The organism is Streptomyces lincolnensis (assembly GCF_001685355.1).
GTDB lineage: Bacteria > Actinomycetota > Actinomycetes > Streptomycetales > Streptomycetaceae > Streptomyces > Streptomyces lincolnensis.
The window spans coordinates 5,028,020-5,048,568 of sequence record NZ_CP016438.1; the positions used below are offsets into that span (position 1 = coordinate 5,028,020).

19 protein-coding genes are annotated in these 20,549 nt (G+C 69.3%); 10 read left to right on the plus strand and 9 right to left on the minus strand.

All coding sequences use genetic code 11. From position 1 onward, the window contains the following. Window positions 1–18 precede the first annotated feature (18 nt). Window positions 19–1,533 (minus strand): cytochrome ubiquinol oxidase subunit I, encoded by a 1,515-nt coding sequence (locus tag SLINC_RS22385; protein ID WP_067436001.1) that lies wholly within the window; start codon window positions 1,531–1,533, stop codon window positions 19–21. A 148-nt stretch (window positions 1,534–1,681) separates the two neighbouring features. Next, complete coding sequence (gene hisC, locus SLINC_RS22390) at window positions 1,682–2,761, minus strand: histidinol-phosphate transaminase (protein ID WP_067436004.1); 1,080 nt, start codon at window positions 2,759–2,761, stop codon at window positions 1,682–1,684. A gap of 421 nt (window positions 2,762–3,182) precedes the next feature. Here hisC and SLINC_RS22395 point away from each other — a divergent pair, with 421 nt between their 5' ends. The 3 genes from SLINC_RS22395 (at window position 3,183) to SLINC_RS22405 (ending at window position 6,675) form a co-directional block, all read left to right on the plus strand. Further along, window positions 3,183–4,295, plus strand: a complete 1,113-nt coding sequence (locus tag SLINC_RS22395) for a LacI family DNA-binding transcriptional regulator (protein ID WP_079164660.1) — start codon at window positions 3,183–3,185, stop codon at window positions 4,293–4,295. A 243-nt stretch (window positions 4,296–4,538) separates the two neighbouring features. Then, entirely contained in the window at window positions 4,539–5,618 is a 1,080-nt protein-coding gene (locus tag SLINC_RS22400) for a metallophosphoesterase (protein ID WP_067436010.1), read from the plus strand. Window positions 5,619–5,811: 193 nt separating this feature from the next. After that, a complete protein-coding gene (locus SLINC_RS22405) occupies window positions 5,812–6,675 on the plus strand; it encodes a hypothetical protein (RefSeq protein ID WP_067436012.1) in 864 nt (287 codons plus the stop codon). Between the two features lie 187 nt (window positions 6,676–6,862). Here SLINC_RS22405 and thiC read toward each other — a convergent pair whose 3' ends face one another. After that, complete coding sequence (gene thiC, locus SLINC_RS22410) at window positions 6,863–8,665, minus strand: phosphomethylpyrimidine synthase ThiC (RefSeq protein ID WP_067436015.1); 1,803 nt, start codon at window positions 8,663–8,665, stop codon at window positions 6,863–6,865. 253 nt (window positions 8,666–8,918) lie between these two features. On the opposite strand from thiC, the gene SLINC_RS22420 reads away from it, so the two are divergent. Then, the gene (locus SLINC_RS22420) at window positions 8,919–10,541 is read left to right on the plus strand and encodes a YibE/F family protein (RefSeq protein ID WP_079164661.1); all 1,623 of its coding nucleotides are present in this window, start codon (window positions 8,919–8,921) and stop codon (window positions 10,539–10,541) included. Window positions 10,542–10,610: 69 nt separating this feature from the next. On the opposite strand, the gene SLINC_RS22425 is transcribed toward SLINC_RS22420, so the two are convergent. The 4 genes from SLINC_RS22425 to SLINC_RS22440 all read right to left on the minus strand — a co-directional run bounded on the left by SLINC_RS22425 (window position 10,611) and on the right by SLINC_RS22440 (window position 12,962). Then, entirely contained in the window at window positions 10,611–11,048 is a 438-nt protein-coding gene (locus SLINC_RS22425) for an SsgA family sporulation/cell division regulator (RefSeq protein WP_067436021.1), read from the minus strand. 99 nt (window positions 11,049–11,147) lie between these two features. Beyond that, window positions 11,148–12,032: an IclR family transcriptional regulator gene (locus SLINC_RS22430; RefSeq protein WP_375141492.1), complete on the minus strand. Its 885-nt coding sequence runs from the start codon at window positions 12,030–12,032 to the stop codon at window positions 11,148–11,150. A 240-nt stretch (window positions 12,033–12,272) separates the two neighbouring features. Then, window positions 12,273–12,485, minus strand: coding sequence for a DUF5326 family protein (locus tag SLINC_RS22435; RefSeq protein ID WP_067436024.1), 213 nt, complete (start codon window positions 12,483–12,485; stop codon window positions 12,273–12,275). Between the two features lie 159 nt (window positions 12,486–12,644). Further along, window positions 12,645–12,962: a cupin domain-containing protein gene (locus tag SLINC_RS22440; RefSeq protein ID WP_067436029.1), complete on the minus strand. Its 318-nt coding sequence runs from the start codon at window positions 12,960–12,962 to the stop codon at window positions 12,645–12,647. A gap of 60 nt (window positions 12,963–13,022) precedes the next feature. Here SLINC_RS22440 and SLINC_RS22445 point away from each other — a divergent pair, with 60 nt between their 5' ends. The 5 genes from SLINC_RS22445 to SLINC_RS22465 all read left to right on the plus strand — a co-directional run bounded on the left by SLINC_RS22445 (window position 13,023) and on the right by SLINC_RS22465 (window position 16,788). Continuing rightward, on the plus strand, window positions 13,023–13,400 hold the full coding sequence (locus SLINC_RS22445) for a phage holin family protein (RefSeq protein WP_067436031.1): 378 nt from the start codon (window positions 13,023–13,025) through the stop codon (window positions 13,398–13,400). 7 nt (window positions 13,401–13,407) lie between these two features. After that, window positions 13,408–13,899, plus strand: a complete 492-nt coding sequence (locus SLINC_RS22450; RefSeq protein ID WP_067436033.1) for a low molecular weight protein-tyrosine-phosphatase — start codon at window positions 13,408–13,410, stop codon at window positions 13,897–13,899. Then, window positions 13,896–15,050 (plus strand): cystathionine gamma-lyase, encoded by a 1,155-nt coding sequence (locus SLINC_RS22455; RefSeq protein WP_067436035.1) that lies wholly within the window; start codon window positions 13,896–13,898, stop codon window positions 15,048–15,050. Before SLINC_RS22450 ends, SLINC_RS22455 begins: the two co-directional genes overlap by 4 nt. A 226-nt stretch (window positions 15,051–15,276) precedes the next feature. Then, window positions 15,277–16,218, plus strand: coding sequence for a LysR family transcriptional regulator (locus tag SLINC_RS22460; protein ID WP_067436038.1), 942 nt, complete (start codon window positions 15,277–15,279; stop codon window positions 16,216–16,218). A gap of 87 nt (window positions 16,219–16,305) precedes the next feature. Further along, window positions 16,306–16,788 carry an NUDIX domain-containing protein gene (locus SLINC_RS22465; RefSeq protein ID WP_067436041.1) on the plus strand — a complete coding sequence of 161 codons (483 nt, stop codon included), beginning with the start codon at window positions 16,306–16,308 and terminating at the stop codon, window positions 16,786–16,788. 12 nt (window positions 16,789–16,800) lie between these two features. Here SLINC_RS22465 and SLINC_RS22470 read toward each other — a convergent pair whose 3' ends face one another. Then, window positions 16,801–18,420: a globin domain-containing protein gene (locus SLINC_RS22470; protein ID WP_170068278.1), complete on the minus strand. Its 1,620-nt coding sequence runs from the start codon at window positions 18,418–18,420 to the stop codon at window positions 16,801–16,803. 416 nt (window positions 18,421–18,836) lie between these two features. Beyond that, window positions 18,837–19,469, minus strand: coding sequence for an HAD family hydrolase (locus SLINC_RS22475; RefSeq protein WP_067436044.1), 633 nt, complete (start codon window positions 19,467–19,469; stop codon window positions 18,837–18,839). 208 nt (window positions 19,470–19,677) lie between these two features. Here SLINC_RS22475 and SLINC_RS22480 point away from each other — a divergent pair, with 208 nt between their 5' ends. Then, window positions 19,678–20,544 carry a GNAT family N-acetyltransferase gene (locus SLINC_RS22480; RefSeq protein WP_067436047.1) on the plus strand — a complete coding sequence of 289 codons (867 nt, stop codon included), beginning with the start codon at window positions 19,678–19,680 and terminating at the stop codon, window positions 20,542–20,544. The last annotated feature ends 5 nt before the right edge of the window (window positions 20,545–20,549 follow it).

The following is a 20,549-nucleotide window of genomic DNA, read 5'->3' on the forward strand; positions in this document are numbered from 1 at the left end:
GACTCGATCTCCCTCGGCCTAGTACGAGAAGGCCATCGGCTTGTCGGCGTCACGGAGGTCGCCGCCGATCTTCGTGGGCGGGTTGAGGTCGGCCTCGGTGAGCTCGGGCGGGCCCGCCTTGATGTACTTCGCCAGCAGCTTGACCTCGATGACGGCGAGGATGGCGTACAGGCTGGTGAAGACGATCATCGAGGTGATGATCTCGCCCTGGGAGACACCGGGGGAGACCGCGTCGCGGGTCTGGAGGACGCCGTAGACGACCCAGGGCTGGCGGCCCATCTCGGTGAAGATCCAGCCCCAGGAGTTGGCGATCAGCGGGAAGCCCATGGTCAGGACGGCGATGCGCCAGTACCACTTGGTCAGCTTCGGACCGAGGGCCTTCTTGGCCCTGGGAAGCAGCACCAGATGCGGCACCTCGTCGTCGCCGACCCGCAGCTGCTGCGGGAGCAGGAACTTCTTACGGGTCAGCCAGAGTCCGAGCATGCCGATCGCGAAGGACGTCATGCCGAAGCCGATCATCCAGCGGAAGCCCCAGTAGGCGACGGGGATGTTGGGCCGGTAGTCGCCGGGCCCGAACTTCTCCTGCTCGGCCTTGTTGACGTCGTTGATGCCGGGGACGTACGAGGTGAAGTCGTCCTTGGCGAGGAAGGACAGCAGGCCCGGGATCTCGATGGCGACCTTGTTGTGGCCCTTGTCGACGTCACCGACGGCGAAGATCGAGAAGGGCGCCGGCTTCTCGCCGTCCCACAGTGCCTCGGCGGCGGCCATCTTCATCGGCTGCTGCTGGTACATGATCTTGCCGAGGGTGTCACCGCTGATCGCGGTGAGCATGCCGCCGATGACGACGGTGACCAGACCGAGCCGCAGCGAGGTCTTCATGTCACTGATGTGCTTCTTGCGCAGCAGGTGGAACGCGGAGACGCCGACCATGAAGGCGCCGCCGGTGAGGAACGCGGCGGAGAGGGTGTGGAAGGCCTGGGCCAGCGCGGTGTTCTGGGTCAGTACCAGCCAGAAGTCGGTGAGTTCGGCCCGCCCCTTCGCCTCGTTGATCCGGTAGCCGACGGGGTGCTGCATCCACGAGTTGGCCGCGAGGATGAAGTACGCCGACAGGATCGTGCCGATCGAGACCATCCAGATGCAGGCCAGATGGATCTTCTTGGGCAGCTTGTCCCAGCCGAAGATCCACAGCCCGATGAAGGTGGACTCGAAGAAGAAGGCGATCAGGGCCTCGAACGCGAGCGGGGCACCGAACACGTCGCCGACGAAGCGCGAGTAGTCGGACCAGTTCATGCCGAACTGGAACTCCTGCACGATGCCGGTGACCACTCCCATCGCGATGTTGATCAGGAAGAGCTTGCCCCAGAACTTGGTGGCCCTGAGGTACTTCTCCTTCTCCGTGCGCACCCATGCGGTCTGGAGGCCGGCCGTGAGAGCCGCCAGCGAGATCGTCAGGGGAACGAAGAGAAAGTGGTAGACGGTCGTGATGCCGAACTGCCAGCGCGCCAGGGTCTCCGGCGCCAAAGCCAGGTCCACGTCACCGCTCCTTACTCAGCCGCTTGTGAAAGCGTTCACATTCACAAGCAATTATGACGCACGGGGGTTCGACATGCGAAGGGGGCCCCCGCTTCTCTTCGGGAGCCCCCTGAAACGCCTCTGACCTGCTAAAACAGGGCCGAAGGCGCTACAGCTCCTTACGGAAGCCCTCGGCCGCCTTCAGGAAGATGTCGTTAGCCTCACACTCGCCGACCGTGACGCGCACGCCCTCACCCGGGAACGGGCGGATCACCACACCGGCCTGCTCGCACGCCGCCGCGAAGTCCACTGTGCGCTCCCCCAACCGCAGCCACACGAAGTTGGCCTGGGTCTCCGGCACCGTCCAGCCCTGGGCGCGCAGCCCGTCGACCACCCGGATGCGCTCACAGACCAGCGAGCCGACACGGCCGAGCAGTTCGTCCTCGGCGCGCAGCGAGGCGATGGCCGCCTCCTGTGCGAGTTGGCTCACACCGAAGGGCACGGCCGTCTTGCGCAGTGCCGCCGCCACCGGCTCGTGGGCGATCGCGAAGCCGACCCGCAGCCCGGCCAGGCCATACGCCTTGGAGAAGGTGCGCAGCACACAGACGTTGGGCCGGTCCCGGTACAGCGTCACGCCGTCCGGCACCTCGGCGTCGCGAATGAACTCGCGGTACGCCTCGTCCAGCACCACCAGCACATCGGCGGGCACCCGGTCGAGGAACCGTTCCAGCTCGGCCCGCCGCACGACCGTGCCCGTCGGGTTGTTGGGGTTGCAGACGAAGATCAGCCGGGTCCGCTCGGTGATCGCGTCGGCCATCGCATCGAGGTCGTGCACATCGCCCGAGGTCAGCGGTACCTGCACCGCCGTGGCACCGCTGACGCGCGTGATGATCGGGTACGCCTCGAAGGACCGCCAGGCGTAGATCACCTCGTCGCCGGGGCCGGCCGTCGACTGCACCAACTGCTGGGCGACACCAACCGAGCCGGTGCCGGTGGCCAGATGGGTGAGCGGCACACCGAAGCGCTCGGACAGCTCGTTCATCAGGCCCGTGCACGCCATGTCCGGGTAGCGGTTGAACGAGGAGACGGCCGCCGTCACGCTCTCCATCACGCCGGGCAGGGGCGGATACGGGTTCTCGTTGGAGGACAGCTTGTAGGCCACGGGGCCACCTGCCGCGGCGGGCCTGCCCGGCTTGTAGGTGGGGATACCCTCCAGCTCGGCGCGCAGCTTGGGGCTCGTCTCGCTCACCGCAGTCCTCCTCGTGACCACCACCGGATTCCAATACTCCTCACCTTATGAGGATTCGGCCCCGGTGCGTACCGGCGGGAACGAGCGGGAACGCGTCGAGCACACACCCCTTCCGTCACACCCGCATCAGGGGCATCGCCGTACGAAGCCCGACGAATCGGGGGGCGCGGCCACATATATCTACGCGCCGGTGGCTCACGCCGTGGCGCGCATCCCTCGTGAAGGTGAGTTGAGACCTCTTCGAGACATCCGCGACTTGGCAGGCCGGTGCGCACCGACAAGTCACGTCCTGGTGTCTGATCATCCAACTGCCTAACTTTCCAAGGAAATTGACACCCCGTGACCTTGCAGAAACGTGCCTGTCAACGCGTGCATATGCGTCCGCCCTACCCCACCGCATGAGCCCTACTATCGGCTCGCCATGACAGCAGCAGGGAAGCACCAGGTGAGCCGCGCGGAAACCTCACGTCGAGGCAGCCGGCCGGGGCGGGCAGGAATCAGAGACGTGGCCGCCGCCGCCGGAGTCTCCATCACGACCGTCTCCGATGCCCTCAACGGCAAGGGCCGGCTCCCGGACGCCACCCGACGCCATGTCCGCGAGGTCGCCGACCGGCTGGGCTATCGCCCGTCGGCCGCCGCCCGAACCCTCCGTACCGGCAAGTCCGGACTGATCGGTCTGACCGTGACGACGTACGGGGATGAACCTTTCACCTTCACCGAATTCGCCTACTTCGCCGAGATGGCGCGAGCCGCCACCTCCGCCGCGCTCGCCCGCGGCTACGCCCTCGTCATCCTCCCCGCGACCTCGCGCCACGACGTCTGGTCGAACGTCGCCCTCGACGGCACGGTCGTCATCGACCCGTCCGACCAGGACCCGGTCGTCAGTGAACTGGTCCGGCAGGGCTTACCGGTCGTCTCCGACGGCCGCCCGGCCGGCACACTGCCGGTCACCGCCTGGGTCGACAACGACCACGAGGCCGCCGTCCTCGGCATCCTCGACCACCTGGCCGACGCCGGCGCCCGCCGCATCGGTCTGCTCACCGGAACCACCACGGACACCTACACCCACCTCTCGACCACCGCATATCTGCGCTGGTGCGAGCGCGTGGGCCAGGATCCGGTCTACGAGGCCTACCCGGCGCACGATCCGTGCGCGGGCGCCGTCGCCGCCGACCGGCTGCTCGCCCGGCCCGACCGGCCGGACGCGGTCTACGGCCTGTTCGACCCGAACGGCACCGACCTGCTCGCCGCCGCCCGGCGCTACGGACTGCGCGTACCGGACGACCTGCTTCTGGTCTGTTGCAGCGAATCCACCGTGTACGCCAGCACCGAGCCGCCCATCACCACCCTCTCCCTGAAGCCGCGCCGCATCGGCACCGCGGTGGTCCAGCTCCTCATCGACGCCATCGAGGGGGTCGAATCGGACCGGCCGGTCGAGCAGGTGATACCGACGGAGCTGATCGTGCGTACCTCGTCCCAGCGACGTCCACCGCGCACGACGGTCAGCCCACCTCGGTCGCCCGAGGAGAAGTAGAGTCGGACGGTCGGCGAACGGAAAGCGCGTTCAGCGGGGCGGGGCAAGGGTGATCGGGCGACGGACGAAGCCCTGCCCAATCGGGGCGAATGCCACGATGAACAGGAGTCTTGCTCCGATTCACCACCCCTGGGTCATCACATGGCGCGATCCGCATTCCTATGATGGGCCCACGACACCGCGGGCCGCTGCGACCAGGCAGTCCGACGCGGTGCAGATGCGGCGTGATGGTGGAGGGGTCTGATGACTCAGGGGGCCGGTCAGGGACCCGAGACGGAGCGTACGGCGACGTTGCGCGACTTCCGGGTTCCCGCGTACGTGCACGAGACCGGTTCGTACGGCCAGAGCACCCACCCCGGTGACATCGTCCCGCCGCACGAGCAGGCCTACCCGGAGGGGTACACGCCCACCGAGCGCGACCTTCCGGTCATCCACCGCGGTGACACCCTCGATACGGCGGCCGTCGACCCCGCACTCGTCCCGGCTCCCCAGCCGGACACGCTTCCCGGCCCCCTGTACGTCGTCGGCGACGTGCACGGCTACATCGACGAACTGATGGCCGCGCTCCAGGAGAAGGGCCTGATCGACGCCGCCGGCAACTGGGCCGCGGGCACCGCCCGGCTGTGGTTCCTCGGCGACTTCACCGACCGCGGCCCGGACGGCATCGGCGTCATCGACCTCGTGATGCGGCTGTCCGCCGAGGCCGCCGCGGCCGGCGGCTACTGCAAGGCCCTCATGGGCAACCACGAACTGCTGCTGCTCGGCGCCAAGCGGTTCGGCGACACCCCCGTCAACTCCGGCGCGGGCACCGCCACCTTCCAGGCCGCCTGGCTGCTCAACGGCGGCCAGAAGACCGACATGGACCGCCTCCAGGACCACCACCTGCAATGGATGGCCCGCCTGGACGCCATGGAGTCCGTCGACGGGCATCTGCTCGTCCACTCCGACACCACCGCCTACCTCGACTACGGCGACTCGATCGAGGCGGTCAACGACACCGTCCGCGAGACGATCACGCGCAACGACGCGGACGAGGTGTGGGACCTGTTCCGCAAGTTCACCAAGCGCTTCTCCTTCCGCGACGAGGGCGGCGCCGACGCCGTGCGCTCCCTGCTCGACATGTACGGCGGCACCCGCATCGTTCACGGCCACAGCCCCATTCCGTATCTGCTGGGCGAGGTCGGCTCCGAGGACGGTGAGGATCCAGCCGGTCCTCTGGTCGAGGGACCGCACGTCTACGCCGACGGGCTGGCCATCGGGATGGACGGCGGAGTGACCATGGCCGGAAAGCTGCTGGTCCAGCAACTTCCCCTGGATATCTGAACGTTCACAGGGCAGGCGTTCCACCGTGGCGGAACGTCCGACGACGGCGCTGGCCAGAGGGCATTTTCGGTAAACCCCCTGTCACCGCGTGCCGTCGTCGCTCTACCATCGGCTTATCCGTAGCAGGCTCCCCTCCGTTTCTGCCCGACGGCTCGTCAGCGTGCGAGCCCCAAGCCCTACGGAGCATCGGGGGATGCACATGAACAGCGTTCCGCAGCACCTGCTGAGCGAGGACCGCCAGGAATACGAGCGGATCCTCGATGAGGCGCTGCGCTCCGCACCACACCGCCCGGAACTGGCCGCTGTCGGCCAGCGGCTCAACCCGGAACAGCTGCGCACCATGGCGCTCAACGCCACCGCACTCATCACGGCGGCCGCGGCGACCGAGTACCAGCACTACGTGAAGGTCCGCGAGGAACTGCGCCATCCGGCGCCGTCCACCCCGTCGTCCTCGCGCGAGTCCGGCTCCGAGGAGCCGGGCACGGGCGCGATGGGGCTCGCCACCACCATGGGAGAGGCCGCCGAGACCGCCGGCGCGGGCGCCGTCGCCGTCGTCGCGGTCCTGGCTCCCGTCCTGGCCGGAACCGCAGCGGCGATCTTCCTGCTCGTGGGCTACATCCTGAAGATGCTCACCCCCGAGCCGGCCTTCGCCCAGACCATGCTCACCACCGGATGGGTGTTCGGCGCCATGACCGCGGCCGCGATCCTCGTCGCCGCCGTCGGTCTGCTCCTCACCGCCCTGCGCAACAGCCCCTCGCTCGAAGCCGGTCCCTACGGCGAGATGAGCGCGGAGGTGTCCCGGGCCCGGGACGCCTGGCGCGAGGCCCTGCTGGAGCGCGGCATCCTGCCGTTCCTGCGCGAGGCCCTGGTCGACCCCGGCACCGCCGCACTGCGCCGTACGGCACCGCCTGCGCCGACCAGTCGCATGCCGCACCTCGGCTACGACCGCCCCGGTTTCAGCAGCCCGGACGACGGAGCCCCGGGCTCACGCCCCAGCTTCTCGAGCCCGGACTACACCAGCCCGGACTTCGGAGGACCGGAGCACAAACCGGAGTAGCCGGCCAGTCGGAGGAGCCGACCGGCCGGAGCACACCGGAACACGAGCCCGGGCAGCTCCTCGGCTTGCGCCCCCACGGTGGGGAGCGCAAGCCGAAGACCGGGCCGGACACCGGCCGTCGCCGGTGCATTGAAGACGTCCCGGCCGCGGCCGGGACTTCGTCATGCCGTCCTCGGTCCGCGATCCCTCAGTCCGCGATCGGCAGGTACACGCGGTTGCCCGCCGCCGCGAACTCCTTCGACTTCTGGACCATGCCCTCCTCGATCTCGTCCTGACCTCCGCCGTGCCGGCGACGGATGTCCTGGGAGATCTTCATCGAGCAGAACTTCGGTCCGCACATGGAGCAGAAGTGAGCCGTCTTGGCGGGCTCGGCGGGGAGGGTCTCGTCGTGGAACTCCCGTGCCGTGTCCGGGTCCAGGGCGAGGTTGAACTGGTCCTCCCACCGGAACTCGAAGCGGGCGTCGGACAGCGCGTCGTCCCACTCCTGCGCACCGGGATGCCCCTTGGCGAGGTCCGCCGCGTGGGCGGCGATCTTGTAGGTGATGACACCGGTCTTGACGTCGTCCCGGTTGGGCAGGCCCAGGTGCTCCTTGGGCGTGACGTAGCAGAGCATCGCCGTGCCCCACCAGGCGATCATCGCGGCGCCGATGCCGGAGGTGATGTGGTCGTACGCCGGAGCGATGTCCGTCGTCAGCGGGCCGAGCGTATAGAACGGAGCTTCATCGCAGATCTCCTGCTGAAGGTCGATGTTCTCCTTGATCTTGTGCATCGGGACATGTCCCGGGCCCTCGATCATGGTCTGTACGTTGAAACGCTTGGCGATCCGGTTGAGTTCCCCGAGCGTGCGCAGCTCCGCGAACTGCGCCTCGTCGTTGGCGTCCGCGATCGAGCCCGGCCGGAGGCCGTCGCCCAGCGAGTACGTGACGTCGTAGGCGGCGAGGATCTCGCACAGTTCCTCGAAGTTCTCGTAGAGGAACGACTCCTTGTGGTGCGCCAGGCACCAGGCCGCCATGATCGAACCGCCGCGCGAGACGATCCCCGTCTTGCGGTTCGCCGTCAGGGGCACGTACGGCAGGCGCACGCCCGCGTGGACCGTCATGTAGTCCACGCCCTGCTCGGCCTGTTCGACGACGGTGTCCTTGTAGATCTCCCAGGTCAGCTCCTCGGCCTTGCCGTCGACCTTCTCCAGGGCCTGGTAGAGCGGCACCGTGCCGATGGGGACGGGGGAGTTGCGCAGCACCCACTCGCGGGTGGTGTGGATGTTTCGGCCGGTGGACAGGTCCATGACCGTGTCGGCGCCCCAGCGGGTCGCCCAGGTCATCTTCTCGACCTCCTCCTCGATGGAGGACGTCACCGCGGAGTTGCCGATGTTGGCGTTGACCTTCACCAGGAAGCGCTTGCCGATGATCATCGGCTCGATCTCGGGGTGGTTGACGTTGGCCGGCAGCACGGCCCGGCCCGCGGCGATCTCCTCGCGGACCACCTCGGGAGAGACGTTCTCCCGGATGGCCACGTACTCCATCTCCGGTGTGATCTCGCCCCGGCGCGCGTACGCCAGTTGTGTGACCGCCTCGCCGTCCCGGCCCCGGCGCGGCTGGCGCGGCCGTCCGGGGAACACCGCGTCGAGGTTGCGCAGGCCACCGCGCGGCGAGGTGTGCTTGATGCCGTCGTCCTCGGGGCGGACGGGACGGCCCGCGTACTCCTCCGTGTCGCCTCGGGCGATGATCCAGTTCTCCCGCAGCGGGGCCAGTCCCCGACGGACATCGGTTTCGGTGAACGGGTCGGTGTACGGGCCCGAGGTGTCGTAGAGCGTGACCGACTGCCCGTTGGTGAGGTGCACCTGACGAACCGGCACCCGCAGATCGGGGCGTGAGCCCTCGACGTACGCCTTGTGCCAGCCGATGGACTTCCCGGCCTCCGGGGACGGTTCGCCCTGAGCGGGCTGTTCGTCCTGGTCGGAGGCAGGCGTGCGCGCGTCCTTGATGGTCATGAGACCTACTCCCTACGCCGGCATTACCCGGTAACAGGTTCGGCGGTCGACGCAGCGGTTTCCGTCTGCCGACGTTTCGTGGGGAACGTCACTCTCTTCGGATGACGTTCCACGTGAAACATCGCTGGGACGGAGGTCAGCGCCCTCTCAGCCCGGTGCTCCGAGCTCCCGCGTGTACAAAGGTGCCTCCACGCTAGCGTCAATTCGGGCGCGGTGAACAGAGGGCCCCTGTCGTTCTTGCGATGATCGGTCGGTGACCACGACACAGCAGTTCCCCTTCCCGCCACCCGAGCCGCCCCAGGGGGCCGGCTCCGGAAACGGCCGCGGTCCCGGCGACGGTCATGGCCGTGGCCATGACCACGGCCACGGGCCGGCGGGCGGCAGTGGGCACGGGCCGGGTCCCGGCGGCGGGCATGGGCCCGGCGTCGGTGGTGGGCAGGGCCACGAACCAGGCGGCGGGCACGGGCAGGGGCCCGGCGGCGGACATGGTCACGGGCCCGGTGGGGGGCAGGGGCAGGGACCCGGTGGCGGGCACGGACACTCGCACAGTCATGGCCCGGCGGCGCCCGTCTCCAAACATCTGCGCAAGGTCATCGGGGCCGTCCTCATCCCCTTCGCCGCGGCGGTGATGGTCGGGCTCGTGGTGCTCTGGCCGGGCGGCGCGCCAGGTCACGAGCGCACGGGGGTCGGCTTCGACCGGCAGACCCAGCAGGCCACGGTCACCAAGGTCGAGAGCCTGAGCTGCAAGTCGGTGAACGCCTCGGGCGGGACTCCGACCGGTGACACCTCCACCGCGGAGGGCTCGTCGGCGCAGCAGCAGGCGAACGGCACCTGCAAGCGCGCCACGATCCGGGTCGACACCGGCGACGACAAGGGCCGTACGTTCACGGAGATCGTCCAGCCGGACCAGTCGCGGCAGTTGCACGAGGGCGAGAAGGTCGTGGTCGCCTACGAGCCCTCCGCGCCGAAGGACCTCCAGTACTCGGTCACCGACGTCAACCGGCGCTTCCCGATGGCGCTGCTCGCCGGCATCTTCGCGGTCGCTGTCGTGGTGGTGGGCCGGCTGCGCGGTTTGATGGCACTGGTCGCGCTGGCCATCAGCTTCCTGATCCTCAACTTCTTCGTGCTGCCCGCGATCCTCCAGGGCTCGAACCCGCTGGTCGTGGCGGTGGTCGGGTCGAGCGCCATCATGCTGATCGCCCTCTACCTGTGTCACGGCCTCTCGGCCCGGACATCCGTGGCGGTGCTGGGCACACTGATCTCCCTGCTCCTGATCGGCGTCCTCGGCTCGCTGTTCATCGGCTGGGCGGCGCTCACCGGCAACACCGACGACAACACCGGGCTGATCCACGGGCTGTATCCGTCGATCGACATGAGCGGTCTGCTGCTGGCCGGCGTCATCATCGGTTCGCTCGGTGTCCTGGACGATGTGACGGTCACGCAGACGTCCGCGGTCTGGGAGCTGCACGAGGCCAACCCGTCGATGGGCTGGCGCGGGCTGTACCGGGCGGGCATCCGGATCGGCCGCGACCACATCGCCTCCGTCGTCAACACGCTCGTCCTCGCCTACGCGGGCGCCGCGCTGCCCCTGCTGCTGCTCTTCTCGATCGCCCAGAGCAGTGTCGGGACGGTCGCCAACAGCGAGTTGGTCGCGGAGGAGATCGTGCGCACCCTGGTGGGTTCGATCGGCCTGGTCGCCTCGGTGCCGGTCACCACGGCGCTGGCGGCCCTGGTGGTCTCCGCCGACCGGCCGGGGACGGCGACCGGTACCCCGACCGCGGGGGCGGCGGGACCGACGGCTGTCGGTGCTCCCGCCGGTTCGGCACCGGCTCCCGCTCCGGCCCGTGGCGGCAAGGGACGTAGGCGCAAGCACTGAGCGTGAGGAGGCCCGCTCACCGGATGCCTCCTTGCTGAAGCGTTCCTCCAATGTCGTCGAGGTACGGCTTCAGCCCGCGCTCTGCTCCTCCGCCAGGATGCGGTCCAGCGCCTCGTCGAGGTGGGCGTCGAAGTCGCCGAGGGCGCCCTCCTGACCGAGCGGCACCAGCTTGTCCGTACGGTCCAGGAAGGCGATCAACGGGGCCGCGGAGGAGCGGAACAGGGCCTGGTCGCTGCCGACCTGGAGCCGGATCAGGACGTCGCCCAGGATGTCGGCGTCGGCGGGCGAGACCCGCACATCGCCCTCCCCGCACGGCCGCCCGACCCCGTCGATCAGCAGCTCACGGCCGAAGGCCCAGGTCACCGGGGCGTCACCCGGCAAGTGGAAGGTCAGCCGGATGGCATAGGGATCGCAGGTCTCGTAGCGCAGCTCCACCGGGATCCGGAAGGAGAGCTCCTCGGAGACGAGAAAGCTCATCATGACCTCTGCCTGAACGGACTCGCGCATCGCTTACCCCGTCGTGTGACGTCGACTGGCCGGGAGTGATCCCTTGGACACTGATGAAATATTGCTGAACGTGCACGACAGATCACAAGGAGTGAGTTTTCAGATACTGATAGAGATCGCGAGCGAGCCCAGAAGTCGCCCCATCGCGGCCTGGAGCTGCTGCGTCGCGGCAGGCAGACGGTCGGCCTGGTGTGCGGGCAGCGAGATGGCCATCGTCGCGGCCGTGTTACCCACCGTGATCGGAATCGCCGCGCACACCGTGCCCAGCGCGTACTCCTGCCGTTCGGTCACCGGCTCCATGCGCTGCACGCGGTCGAGCCGCCGGAGCAGGCTGTGGCTGTCGCGGACCGTGTACGGGGTGATGGACTGCACGGGATAGCGGTCGAGGTGGTCCCGGCGCGCGGATTCGTCCAGTTGGGCCAGCAGGCACTGGCCGATGGCGTGTGCGTGGCCGGTCTCGCGGAAGTCGGCCCACTCCTCGACAGCCGGATTGCCCGGGGTGTCGGAGACGCAGACGACCTCGATCTCGCCGTCGCGATACATGGCGTAGTACACGGGGACGCCGATGGCGTCGCGCCAGTGGGCCAGTGTCTCGGCGACCGCGCTGCGACGTTTCTGCTGGGCTCCGCTGCTGCCCAGCCGCTCGGCGGCCTCACCGAGGAAGAACAGGCCCTTGTCGCGGCGCAGATAGCCCTCGTGGACCAGAGTGCGCAGCAGGTGGTAGGCCGTGGGAAGCGCCAGGCCCGTCTCGCGGGCCAGCTGTTTGGCGGGCGCTCCGTGTTCGTGCTCGGCGACGGCCTCCAGCAGGCGCATGGCGCGCTGCACCGATCCGATGAGGGTGGCGGAGTGCGGTGGTGCGGAGGGTTCCGTCCCCGGGCGCTCCGCCGAGGTCGCCTGCCGCTGCACGGGAGGGGTCGGGACGGCGGCCCGGCCCGTGACGAAGGGCGGGGAAGAATCCGCGGATGCGGTGTCGGCCGTGGCCAAGGGGCACTCCCGAAGCGCGAGGGGGGCAGCCCGTGCGGAGGGAACACGGGAGGGGGTGGGGGGTGTACCGCTCACGGGGGTCGTCCCCGCGTCGAATTCCGGACTCTAACCGCCTGTCACCGCTCACAGACGGCCTGCCCGGGAAACTTCCCCCGCGCGAGGGAACCGGTGATTCCTGTTACCGACCGCCGGTTGCCCCACGCCGACCGGTCACCCGGTCACCCCGCTCACCCCGAGCGCTCACCAGTCGCCGCGCGACGAGGAGCTCGTCGTGAACTTCCGTACGACGTAGATCAGTCCACCGACGAGGGCCACGAAGACGAGCACCTTGAACAGCAGTGTGATGACGAAGCCGACGACGCTGGCTATCAGCCCGCCGAACACGACCAGGGCGATGACCGGCACCGCGACCCACTTAATCCACCACGGCAGTCCTGCGAAGATCTCTCGCATCGCCCCAACCTCTCCGATACCTGTGCGCTGTCCGGCACTTCGAGTGCCGGATCTTCTGACGTCCTGCACTCGATGCTAGGGCGGGAAGGGGGTCCGGCGGGGGCCTCGCAGCCCTTGTCGGCCCCTGACTGATCCCCTAGGGAACCCTGAGACCGCAGGTCAGCTCTCGGGCGGAGAGAAGACCACCATCACCCTGAGGTCCTCGCTGATGTGGTGGAACTTGTGGGCCACCCCGGCCGGCACGTACACGACACTGCCACGCGCGACCTGGGTGGTCTCCATGCCGACGGTGATCGCGGCGCGACCGCTCACAACGAAGTAGACCTCGTCCTGGTTGTGCGGTTTCTGTGGATCATGCTCGCCGGCGTCGAGCGCGTACAGACCGACGGACATGTGCCGCTCCCGTAGAAACTGCAGGTAGGCGCCCTCATTGGCGGCGCGCTCCGCCTCCAGTTCGTCCAGCCGGAATGCCTTCATCGCCCTCGTCCGCTCTTGTCGCACTGCTCGTAACCGATCTCGTCTGCCACGATCAGACACATGAAGAATTTCGTAGTCAAGACGATCGCCAACGCGGGCGCCCTGGCGGTCGCCGTATGGCTGCTGGACAAGATCACTCTGACCGGTGACAGCACCGGCAAGAAGGTCTGGACGCTGCTCCTGGTCGCCCTGGTCTTCGGCCTGGTGAACTTCCTGGTCAAGCCTGTGGTGAAGCTGCTGACCTTCCCGCTGTTCATCCTGACGCTCGGCCTGTTCACCCTGGTGGTGAACGCGCTCATGCTGCTGCTGACCTCGTGGCTCGCCGACAAGCTCGACCTGAGTTTCCACGTCGAGGGCTTCTGGACCGCCGTCCTGGGCGGCCTGATCATCTCGATCGTGGCCTGGGCGCTGCACGTCGTCCTTCCCGACGAGGACTGACCCAGTCATGACGTACCGCGTCTGCTTCGTGTGCACCGGGAACATCTGCCGGTCACCGATGGCCGAGTCGGTCTTCCGCGCCCGCATGGCGGAGGCCGGGCTGGACGGTCTGGTCGAGGCCGACAGCGCCGGTACGGGCGGCTGGCACGAGGGTGACGGTGCCGACCCGCGCACCGTCACCGTCCTTGTGAACAACGGCTACGACGGCGAGCACACCGCCCGCCGGTTCCAGCCGTCCTGGTTCTCCCGCCTCGACCTCGTCATCGCCCTCGACGCAGGACACCTCAAGGCGCTGCGCCGCCTCGCCCCCACCGCCGAGGACGCGGACAAGGTCCGGCTGCTGCGTTCCTACGACCCCGCCGCGGGCGACGACCTCGACGTTCCGGACCCGTACTACGGGGGCATGGACGGCTTCGAGGAGTGCCTTGAGATGGTGGAGGCGGCGAGCGAGGGCCTCCTCGCCGCGATACGCGAGGACCTGGAGGGACGGGCGGCATGAGTGGTGCGGACGGGCATACGGCGCCTTTCGGCAGCGGTGACGGTACGCGCGCGGTGCGGGCCGGGCTGCCCGAGCCGGTCAAGCACGAGCCGACGCTGCCCGGCCCGGTGTTCGCCGCCCACTACCACCTGCCGGGCGAGGTGACGGGACCGTACGGCTACGGCCGCGACGACAACCCGACCTGGACCCTGCTGGAGCGGGCCATCGGCGAGCTGGAGGCGCCCGGGCAGGACGACGTCGAGACGCTCGTCTTCGCCTCCGGCATGGCCGCCATCTCGTCGGTGCTCTTCTCCCAGCTGCGCGCCGGAGACACCGCGGTGGTGCCCGACGACTGCTACCAGGCGATGCCCCTGGTACGCGCCCAGCTGGAGGCGTACGGCATCGAGGTGCGCACCGCGCCGACCGCGGGCGACGCAGCGCTCGACGTCCTCGACGGCGCGAAGCTGCTGTGGATCGAGACCCCGTCCAACCCGGGGCTCGACGTGTGCGACATCCGCCGGCTCGCCGAGGCGGCCCACGCGAGGGGTGCCCTGGTCGCGGTGGACAACACCCTCGCCACGCCGCTCGGGCAGCGGCCGCTGGAGCTCGGCGCCGACTTCTCGGTGGCCAGCGGCACCAAGCAGCTCACCGGGCACGGCGACGTCCTCCTGGGATACGTCACCGGCCGCGACGCCGAGGCCATGGCCGCCGTACGGCGTTGGCGGAAGATCGCCGGAGCGATCGCCGGGCCCATGGAGGCGTGGCTCGCGCACCGTTCGATCGCCACGCTCCAGCTGCGGGTCGAGCGGCAGGACGCGACGGCTCTGGTGCTCGCCGAGGCGCTGCGCGAGCGGTCCGAGGTGAGCGGGCTGCGGTACCCGGGGCTGCCCGACGACCCCTCGCACAAGGTCGCCTCGCGGCAGATGCGGCGCTACGGCTGCGTGGTCTCCTTCACGCTGCCCACGCGCGCGCGTGCCGAGCGTTTCCTGGACGCGCTGCGGCTCGTTGACGACGCGACCAGCTTCGGCGGGGTGCGCTCCACGGCCGAGCGACGCGCACGCTGGGGCGGGGACGACGTACCGGAGGGATTCATTCGTTTCTCGGTCGGTGCCGAGGATCCCGAGGACCTGGTGGCGGACGTGCTCCGAGCGCTGGACGAGTCGGCGCACTGACGGCTTAGCGGGCGTGCGGGACGGCCCGGCTACGTACAACGGACGGTCCGAGCCTCCCCCCTCGTGGCTCGGACCGCCCCGGTTCTGCGCGCTAAGAACCGCGCAGACAAGGCTAGTTGACTCTGTGTCAGTGTCCAATCACAGTAGCGACAGAGACCTATCGACATATTTATAGTTGGGCCCTGCCTCGGGCCGGGAGAAGGGCAGGGAAGAGGAGGACAACGCCATGGATCTGGCCTTGCTGCGCACCTTCGTGACGGTGCACCGGGCCGGTTCCTTCACCCGGGCAGCCGCCCTGCTCGGCCTGTCGCAGCCGGCCGTGACCTCGCAGATCCGCACGCTGGAACGACAGCTGGGGCGCCCTCTCTTCCTACGGCAGGCCCGCGGGGTGACACCGACGACCATCGGCGACGAGCTCGCCCACAAGGCGGCGCCGCATCTCGACGCCCTGGTGGAGATCGCCGAGACCGGGCTGGACGACGAGTCCTCGCTGCGCACCCTGCACCTCGTCGGCCCGCCCGAGTTCACCTCCGAGCGGGCGTTACCCGCGCTCACCGAGCTGACCGGCGAGGACGGCCAGGGCTTCGCGCTGCGCGCCTCCTACGGCAACGCCGAGGAAGCGCTGGAGGGACTGTCCGCCGGGCATCACGATCTGGCCATCACAACGGCCCGTCCACGCGGCGCCCTCCTCACGGCGACTCCGCTCTGCGACGAGGAGCACGTCCTGGTCGCCGCCCCGCGCTGGGCCGAACTGCTCGGTGCCGGGAAGACGCACCGCAAGGGGGTGCGGGCGCTGGAGAGCATCCTGGCGGCCAAGGGCGCACACGCACTGGAGGGCGTCCCTCTGATCGAGGTGCACGAGTCGTTGCCCTTCGTCTCCCGCTACTGGGCCTCCGTCTTCGACTCCCGGCCCGGCGCCCCCGGCACCGTCATCGTCCCCGACCTGCGCGCCGTCCTCGCCTGTGCGGCGGCGGGCGCCGGGCTCGCCGTGCTGCCCCGCTATCTGTGCGCCTCCGCGCTGCGGCGCGGTGACGTCGTCGCGCTGCACGATCCCGTGGTGCCGCCCCTGCGGACGTACTTCCTGGCGGTGCGCACCGGCACTCTCGCGATGCCGCACATCGCACGCGCCCACGAATGGCTGCTGCGGGCTGCCGATGACTGGCGCTGAGCCCCGGTCCGGGCTGTTCAGCAGCCGGATTCATTCGATGACGGCCCGCGATGTTTCACGTGGAACCAGCGGGGCCACATTTCTCCCATGACCGTCCGACCCGTGGTCAAGCGCACCGCCCGCGCCGTTCTGCTGGACGGTGCCGACCTGATCCTGATCAAGCGCACCAAGCCGGGCATGGACCCGTACTGGCTCACTCCCGGCGGCGGGGTCGAGCCGACGGACGCGACCGTCGTCGACGCCCTGCACCGCGAGGTGTACGAGGAGCTGGGCGCCAAGATCACCGATGTGGTGCCGTGCTTCGTCGACACCGTCGAGCACATCGGCGCGGACGCTGGCGCGACCGGCGTGAAGGTGCAGCACTTCTTCGTCTGCCGCCTGGGGTCCATGGACCCCGCCCTCAGGCACGGCCCCGAGGTGGACGAGCCCATCGGCGAGTACGAGATCGTGCGGGTGCCCTTCACCCGGGTGGGGATCGCCTCGGTCCACCTCGTGCCGCTCTCGCTGCGCCACTACCTGGACGGCAACATCGAGGGCGTGCTCGCCATGCACGCGTCCGACCTGGGCTGACACCCGCCGAGGTCACTCGGCTGAGACCAGCTCCTCCACCGAGTCGTGGCGTATCCGCTCGGAGGGGATCCCGACGTCCCTCAGCGTGTGCACACCGCTGCGGATCATTCCGGGCGGGCCCGAGAGATAGGCGTCGAACTCGTGCCACGGCCCGTAGTCGCGTATGGCGTCCGGGAGCTGGACCTGCGCCTGCTGGTCGATGACCGCCCGGACCGAGAGCCAGGGGTGGGACTGCTGGAGCCGGAGCATCGTGTCGATGTCGTAGAGGTCGTGGTCGGTGCGGGCGCCGTAGAACACCTCCACACGCCGGCGCTCGCCGTGCTCGGCGACGTCCTCGACGAGCGCCTTGATGGGCGCTATCCCCGTCCCTCCGCCCAGGCAGAGCAGTCCGCTGTCGGTCGTGTGGTCCACGGTCATCGATCCGGCCGGCGGACCGAGCCGGAGGATGTCGCCCGGCCGGGCGCGGTGCACCAGGGAGTTGGAGAGCCAGCCCGCCGGGACCGCCTTCACGTGGAACGACAGCAGACCGTCCGAGCGGGGCGCGGAGGCGAAGGAGTAGTGCCGCCACACCCGCGGCCACCAGGGCGTCTCCAGGCTCGTGTACTGCCCGGCGAGGAAGGGGTAGGGCTGGTCCGGGCGGACGGTGACGACCGCGACGTCCGGGGTTCTCAGATCGTGGGCGACGACCTCCGCGTACCACCAGGCCGGGGCGCGCAGTTCGTCGGCGGCCGCCGCGTCGATCATGACCTGCGAGATCGTCGTGTACGTCCGGACCCAGGCGGCCTCGGTCTCGGCGTTCCAGATCCCCGACGCGTACTTGCTCAGCGCGCCGATGAGGCACTCGCCGACCGCCGGGTAGTGCTCGGCCCGGGTGCCGTACTTGCGGTGGCCGCGGCCGAGGTTCTGGAGGTACGCGACCAGCACCTCGGTGTTGTCGATGTGCTCGGCCGCGGTCAGCAGGGCCTTGAGCAGCCGGTCCCGCTGCGCGTCCATCGCGGCGGGGAACAGCGAGCGCAGGTCGGGGTGGCGTACGAAGAGCAGCGCGTAGAAGTACGACGTGACCTTGTCGGCGACGGGAGCGACCTCGGCCATGGTCCGGCGGATGAGGACGGCGTCCGGGGAGGCGTTCTGGGAGGCGTCCGCGAAGGTGCTCTGCGGGAGGGGCGGCGCGAGGGCCTGGAGCGCGGTGGTCTCGGGCGCGGCCTGGGACGAGGTGGATCGCTGGGAGGGGACTCGCGGTTCGGCGGGCGGCGGTGCCTGGGTCTGGGTTTGGGTCGCTGTGCCGGAGGTGAGGGCTGACGCCGAGGCCGGTATCGCCGCGGTGGAGGCCGGGGCCTGGGTCGTGGCGGTGGGCGCCGGGGCCTGCGTCGGGAGCGGGGTGGTCTGCCGTGCTCCGTCTGCCGTGGGAGGCGCTGTGGAGTCCTCCGCCGGCGGGTCGGTGCCGGGGGCCACCTCGGTCGTCGCGTGCCTGCCCACCGGGCGTATCGCGGCCGGGCGACGTCCCTCGGGACGGCCCTCGGGTGTCTCCTGCTCGCCGCCGGGAGCCGTCTCCGGCTGCTTGTGCGGCGTGAACCAGCCGCCCCCGCCGCCTGAAGTGCCGTTGTCGGCCGACGTGGTGGTCGGAGCGTCCATGGTGTGCCTCGCCTCGAACATCTTTCGGTCGGTCTACGCACTTCCTCGGTCGGAAGGTGCCTGCTTTCCCCCGTAGACGGTGTGCCTTTTCGTTCGGTGCCACAGCCAATGCGGCGACATTCAACCCGTGTTCCGGTTCCGTACGGACAAGTAAGGCGAGAGTGTGACATTGGCCGCAGCACTCTCGTGAGAGTCCCACCCGGCCGGGACACCTCGGCCGCATAACCGGAAATGCAGGTCTTCGATCTCTCCGTCCCGTTAGGCTGCATGGCCCGTGCTCCGGCCCACACCAGGGCACAGCATGTGCACCTCGCCCCGACGCGAACCGGAGTCGACCCTACCGGTCGACGCTTCGCACACAAGTCCCCCCTCCGCCCTCACGATGAGAGGACGGGGTGAACTATGAATTCCCTCAATTACCGGGCGTGCCGCACCAATTCATAGGCTTCCCACAGATCCATGCCCAGGTAGGAGTGGGTCGACAGACCGGCCAGATGGCGGTCCGCATTGACCGCGACGGAGAGGGGCACCGCCCCGAACAGGTCCTTGTCCGACAGTGAATCGCCGTACGCGACGCAGTCGGCCCGTGTGACGCCGAACTCCGCGCACAGCCGGTCGGCGATCTGTACCTTGGCCGCCTCGCTGAGCACACCCGCGGGATCCACCGGCTCGGTGAAGGGCACGGACGGAAACCGGGACCCGTACGCCGCGTGCGCGCCCCACCCCAGGAGCCGCTCCACGAAGAACGAGGGGGAGAGCGACACGACGGCGCAGTAGTCGCCGGTCCGCCTGATCTCCTCCCAGACCTCGCGGATCCGGGCCAGCCACGGAGCGCCGTCGAAAGCCGCCGCCACATGGGCTTCGGTCAGCTCCGCCCAGAGCGTATGCACCTCCGCCGCGTACTCGGGTGGTCCTATGAGCCCCGCGCCGACGGCCTGGTCGAGCGCCACCGTCTCGGCCTCCAGACCGAGTTGCCGGGAGATCTCCACGGGTGCACTGGATCCGTGCAGCAACGTGCCGTCGAGGTCGAAGAGATGCAGTCTGGCCATGTCCTTGAGGCTAGAGCTCGTCCTGTCAGGGCCACCCACCCGGCTCCCGGGCCGACCGCTGTCGGACAGGCACCGTTTGCCGATGTTTCACGTGAAACACCCGGCATCTGTCGGCCGGGTGAGGGGTTGGCCATGGCTGGCCAAAAGCTTGCCCGTACCCGAAGAAACGAGTGGACGCCGAGGGCACCCGTCGGACAGCCTGACCTGCGTGCCGACACCTTCCCCCATCGCTCTGCCCATCCGCCGTCTGACGTTCCGCGATGTCACCGCGTGCGCCGACTTGTCCGAGGACCGGGGGTGGCCACGCGAGGAGCACAAGTGGGGCTTCCTCCTCACGGCCGGGAAGGGATACGGCATCGACGCCCCCGACGGCGGGCTGGCCGCGGCCTGTGTCGTCACCGAGTACGGGCCACAGGGCCGCCCCGACCTGGGCGCCATCGGAATGGTGCTGGTCGCCGAACGCCACAGCCGCCAGGGTGTGGGACGCCGCCTCATGCGCCATGTGGTCTCGACGATGAGCCCTACTCCGCTGACCCTCCACGCGACACCGAACGGCCTCCCGCTCTACGAGGACCTCGGCTTCAAGGTCATCGGTCGGGCGGAGATGCTGCGCGGTCACTTCACGCCGGACGACACGGAGTCCGAGGTCGCGACACGCGCGGCCACCGCGGAGGACCTCGCCACCCTCCTCCGGCTCGACGAGGAGGTGTTCGGCTCCGATCGCACTCCCCTCATCACCCGGCTGCCCGCCTTCGCCGACCAGCTGCGTGTCGCCGAGGAGGAGGGCCGGATCATCGGCTACGCGGCCGCCTGGCCCAACATGGACACTCACGTCGTGGGCCCGCTGATCGCACACGACACCCGTACGGCGAAGGCCCTGCTCGCCTCCCTCGCCGCCCACACCGACCGTCCCCTGCGCACCGACATCGACGTGCGGCACGAGGAGCTGCTGACGTGGGCCAAGAAGCGCGGCCTCGCGTCCGTCGCGTTCAACGCGGTCATGACGTACGGCATCCCGGAGCTGCCCGGGGACTGGAGCCGACGGTTCGCCCCACTGACGGTGGCGGCGGGCTGAGTCAG

Excerpts from the sequence above, each read along its gene's own strand:
- SLINC_RS22395 (WP_079164660.1), top strand. The coding sequence starts at position 3,183 with ATGACAGCAGCAGGGAAGCACCAGGTGAGCCGCGCGGAAACCTCACGT.
- SLINC_RS22405 (WP_067436012.1), top strand. The coding sequence starts at position 5,812 with ATGCACATGAACAGCGTTCCGCAGCACCTGCTGAGCGAGGACCGCCAG.
- SLINC_RS22475 (WP_067436044.1), bottom strand. The coding sequence starts at position 19,469 with ATGGCCAGACTGCATCTCTTCGACCTCGACGGCACGTTGCTGCACGGA.
- SLINC_RS22455 (WP_067436035.1), top strand. The coding sequence starts at position 13,896 with ATGAGTGGTGCGGACGGGCATACGGCGCCTTTCGGCAGCGGTGACGGT.
- thiC (WP_067436015.1), bottom strand. The coding sequence starts at position 8,665 with ATGACCATCAAGGACGCGCGCACGCCTGCCTCCGACCAGGACGAACAG.
- SLINC_RS22445 (WP_067436031.1), top strand. The coding sequence starts at position 13,023 with ATGAAGAATTTCGTAGTCAAGACGATCGCCAACGCGGGCGCCCTGGCG.
- SLINC_RS22400 (WP_067436010.1), top strand. The coding sequence starts at position 4,539 with ATGACTCAGGGGGCCGGTCAGGGACCCGAGACGGAGCGTACGGCGACG.
- SLINC_RS22465 (WP_067436041.1), top strand. The coding sequence starts at position 16,306 with ATGACCGTCCGACCCGTGGTCAAGCGCACCGCCCGCGCCGTTCTGCTG.
- SLINC_RS22440 (WP_067436029.1), bottom strand. The coding sequence starts at position 12,962 with ATGAAGGCATTCCGGCTGGACGAACTGGAGGCGGAGCGCGCCGCCAAT.
- SLINC_RS22470 (WP_170068278.1), bottom strand. The coding sequence starts at position 18,420 with ATGGACGCTCCGACCACCACGTCGGCCGACAACGGCACTTCAGGCGGC.
- SLINC_RS22435 (WP_067436024.1), bottom strand. The coding sequence starts at position 12,485 with ATGCGAGAGATCTTCGCAGGACTGCCGTGGTGGATTAAGTGGGTCGCG.
- SLINC_RS22425 (WP_067436021.1), bottom strand. The coding sequence starts at position 11,048 with ATGCGCGAGTCCGTTCAGGCAGAGGTCATGATGAGCTTTCTCGTCTCC.
- SLINC_RS22450 (WP_067436033.1), top strand. The coding sequence starts at position 13,408 with ATGACGTACCGCGTCTGCTTCGTGTGCACCGGGAACATCTGCCGGTCA.
- SLINC_RS22460 (WP_067436038.1), top strand. The coding sequence starts at position 15,277 with ATGGATCTGGCCTTGCTGCGCACCTTCGTGACGGTGCACCGGGCCGGT.